The following is a 3,427-nucleotide window of genomic DNA, read 5'->3' as shown; positions in this document are numbered from 1 at the left end:
CGCCCCCGAACCTCCCCACCCTCCTCCGTCGCCGGGCCCGCCAACGCGCCCTCGCCGACCTCCTCCGTGCCCGCCACCCGATCCCGGCCGCTTGGCGCGCGCACCTGGCCGACGACACCGTCGTCTGCCGCTGCGAGGAGGTGACCGCCTCCGCCATCACCGAGGCGGTCACCGACCTCGGCGCCGGCGACGCCCGGACCGTCAAGCTCCTCACCCGCGCCGGCATGGGCTGGTGCCAGGGCCGCGTGTGCGGCTACGCCGTCGCCTGCCTCGCCCGCGCCGACGGGGGTGCCGACGGCCCCGATCCCGCATCCCCCTCCGCCGCCGACCTCCTCGCCGCCGCGAAGCGCCCGCTGGCGCGCCCCGTCCCGCTCGGTGTCCTGGCCGAGCAAGACCGAAGGAACAAGTAGCCCATGTCCCGCATGCCCTGGCACGGCGTCGTCGTCGCCACCGCTCTGCCCTTCCGCGACGACCTGTCCGTGGACCTCGATGCCTACGCCGAGAACCTGCGCGGCCTCATCGACGCCGGGTGCGACGGTGTGTGCCCCAACGGCTCGCTCGGCGAGTACCAGACGCTGACCGACGACGAGCGTGCCGCCGTCGTGCGCACCGCGGTCGAGACGGTCGGCGGCGACCGGGTGCTGGCCGGCGTCGCCGCCTACGGGTCGATGGAGTCACGGCGCTGGGCCGAGCAGGCCGCCGAGGCCGGGGTCGGCGCCGTCATGCTGCTGCCGCCGAACGCCTACCGTGCTGACGAGCGCTCGGTCATCGCGCACTACAAGGCCGTCGCCGAGGTCGGCATCCCGATCGTGGCCTACAACAACCCCTTCGACACCAAGGTCGACCTCGTCCCCGAGCTCCTCCAGCAACTCCACGAGGCCGGCTACATCCGCGCCATTAAGGAGTTCTCCGGCGACACCCGCCGCGCCTACCGCATCAAGGAGTTGGCACCGGAGCTCGACCTGCTCATCGGCGCCGACGATGTCCTGCTCGAACTCGCCCTGGCCGGCGCCGCGGGCTGGGTGTCGGGCTACCCGAACGCGATCCCGCACGCCTGCGTCGACCTCTACCGCGCCGCCATCACCGGCGACCTGCAGACGGCCCTGCCCCTCTACCGCGAACTCCACCCGCTCCTGCGCTGGGACTCGCGCACCGAGTTCGTTCAGGCCATCAAGCTCTCCATGGACCTGGCCGGCCGGCACGGTGGCGGCTGCCGCCCACCCCGCGTCCCACTGCTGCCAGAGCAGTTCGACACCATCAAGGCCGACACCCTCCGCGTCCTGCCCCTGGAGGACCAGGCCCGCGAGCGGAAGCAGGGCTGATGCGCACCACGCACGTCTACCACGCGGTCGACTCCCACACCGAGGGCATGCCGACCCGCGTCATCACCGGCGGGGTCGGCGTCGTGCCCGGCGAGACCATGATGGCCAAGCGCCTGTACTTCATGGAGCACCTGGACCACCTCCGCACGCTGCTGATGTACGAGCCCCGGGGCCACGCCGCCATGTCCGGCGCGATCCTGCAGCCCCCGACACGCCCCGACGCCGACTACGGCGTGCTCTACATAGAGGTCTCCGGCCTGCTCCCGATGTGCGGCCACGGCACCATCGGCGTGGCCACCGTCCTGGTCGAGACCGGCATGGTGCCGGTGGTCGAGCCGGTGACCACGGTGCGCCTGGACACCCCGGCTGGCCTGGTCCTCGCCGACGTCCAGGTCGAGGACGGCGCCGCCAAGTCCGTCACCATCCGCAACGTCCCCAGCTTCGTCGAACGCCTGGACGCCCAGGTCGACATCCCCGGCTTCGGCACCATCGACTACGACCTGGCCTACGGCGGCAACTTCTACGCCATCGTCGACCTGGACGCCTACAAACTCCCCTTCGACCGCGCCGCCAAGAACGAGATCATCGCCGCCGGCCTGGCCACCATGGACGCCATCAACGCCGCCGACGAGCCCGTCCACCCCCTGGACGCCAGCATCCGGGCCGTGCACCACGTCTACTTCCGCGCGCCCGGCTCCACGGCCCAGCACTCACGCCACGCCATGGCCATCCACCCGGGCTGGTTCGACCGCTCCCCATGCGGCACCGGCACCTCGGCCCGCATGGCGCAGCTGCACGCCCGCGGCGAACTGGCCCTGAACACCGACTTCGTCAACGAGTCCTTCATCGGCACCCGCTTCATCGGCCGCCTGGTCGAGCAGACCGACGTCGCCGGCCGACCGGCGGTGATCCCCACCGTCACCGGCCGGGCCTGGGTGACCGGAACCGCGCAGTATTTCCTGGACCCGACCGATCCGTTCCCCGCAGGGTTCCTGATCTGAGAGCACACCTGAAGGTCCGTACTCATCGACGAAGATCTGTGTTATCGCATCAATCAGCGGATAGGGTTCCGACCATGCCAGACAGGACTACCAGCAGCGCCGCGGTCTTCGCCGGCACGGCCCCCGGGCCCGACCCGGACCGCGGCCCGGCGCTGAACCTGCCCCGCGTGCTGGGCCACAACTCGCTCCGAGAACAGGTCTCCCACGCCCTGCGCGCGGCCCTGATCGCCGGCGAGCTGCGGCCAGGGGTCGTGTACTCGGCACCGGTGCTGGCCGCCGGCTTCGGAGTGTCGGCGACACCCGTCCGCGAGGCCATGCTTGACCTGGCGAAGGAAGGCCTCGTCGAGGTCGTCCGCAACAAGGGCTTCCGGGTCACCGAGCTGTCCGAGGCGGACCTCGACCAGTTCACCGAGATCAGGGCACTGATCGAGGTCCCGGTGGTCACCGGTCTGGCCCACAGCGCGCCGCTCGCCGACCTGCAGGCGCTGCGACCGGCGGCGGAGGCCATCGTCACCGCGGCCAAGGCCCGCGACCTGATCGGCTACGTCGAGGCCGACCAGGCCTTCCACCTGGCGCTGCTCGGCCTGTCCGGCAACCCGCACCTGGTCGAAGTCGTGAGCGACCTGCGAAACCGGTCGCGCTTGTACGGGCTGCCGTCCCTGGCCGACGCCGGCGTCCTCGCCGCCTCGGCTGAGGAGCACGTGACGCTCGTGGACGCGCTGATCGCCCGCGATGCCGACTTGGTCGAGGAACTGATGACGACGCACCTGACGCATGTGCGCTCCATTTGGGCGGGGCGGGAGTAGCTGCGGCTTGGCCTGGCCACTAGGGCGACGGCGAGGTGATCGCGCGCTCGGTGGCTTCTTCGGAGTCAGGGGCGGCGTCCTTTCGAGGTGCTTCGGGCTACGGCTGGCGGTTGCGGTGAGTTGAGTTCGGTTGGCGGGTGTGTCAGGTGGCTGTCGAAGGGCATGTCCCTAGGCCGGACCCTGGTGCCTGGGGGTGGCGCTGGGGTCCGGCTGTTGGGTTGTGGTGTGGTGCCCGCCCCTTGCGGGGCCTGCTCGATGCGGGGCGATCCCCCACTGTGCCTCCGACTTGGCCGAAGTC

4 protein-coding genes are annotated in these 3,427 nt (G+C 71.3%); all 4 read left to right on the top strand.

Features of this window, described 5'->3' with window-relative positions; translation table 11 throughout:
* A partial coding sequence (locus GWK61_RS53305; protein WP_194922016.1) for a (2Fe-2S)-binding protein occupies positions 1 to 410 on the top strand: 410 nt, incomplete at its 5' end.
* A 3-nt stretch (positions 411 to 413) separates the two neighbouring features.
* Positions 414 to 1,322, top strand: a complete 909-nt coding sequence (locus tag GWK61_RS53300; RefSeq protein WP_194922014.1) for a dihydrodipicolinate synthase family protein — start codon at positions 414 to 416, stop codon at positions 1,320 to 1,322.
* Positions 1,322 to 2,323, top strand: a complete 1,002-nt coding sequence (locus GWK61_RS53295) for a proline racemase family protein (protein ID WP_194922012.1) — start codon at positions 1,322 to 1,324, stop codon at positions 2,321 to 2,323. The genes GWK61_RS53300 and GWK61_RS53295 overlap by 1 nt, the downstream gene beginning before the upstream one ends.
* 74 nt (positions 2,324 to 2,397) lie before the next feature.
* A complete protein-coding gene (locus GWK61_RS53290; RefSeq protein WP_228564480.1) occupies positions 2,398 to 3,129 on the top strand; it encodes a GntR family transcriptional regulator in 732 nt (243 codons plus the stop codon).
* Positions 3,130 to 3,427 lie beyond the last annotated feature (298 nt).

This window comes from Catenulispora rubra (assembly GCF_015356825.1).
In the GTDB taxonomy this organism is placed as follows: Bacteria; Actinomycetota; Actinomycetes; order Streptomycetales; family Catenulisporaceae; genus Catenulispora; species Catenulispora rubra.
The sequence above is the reverse complement of the archived record's forward strand: the minus strand, read 5'-3'. Positions and strand labels throughout refer to the sequence as shown.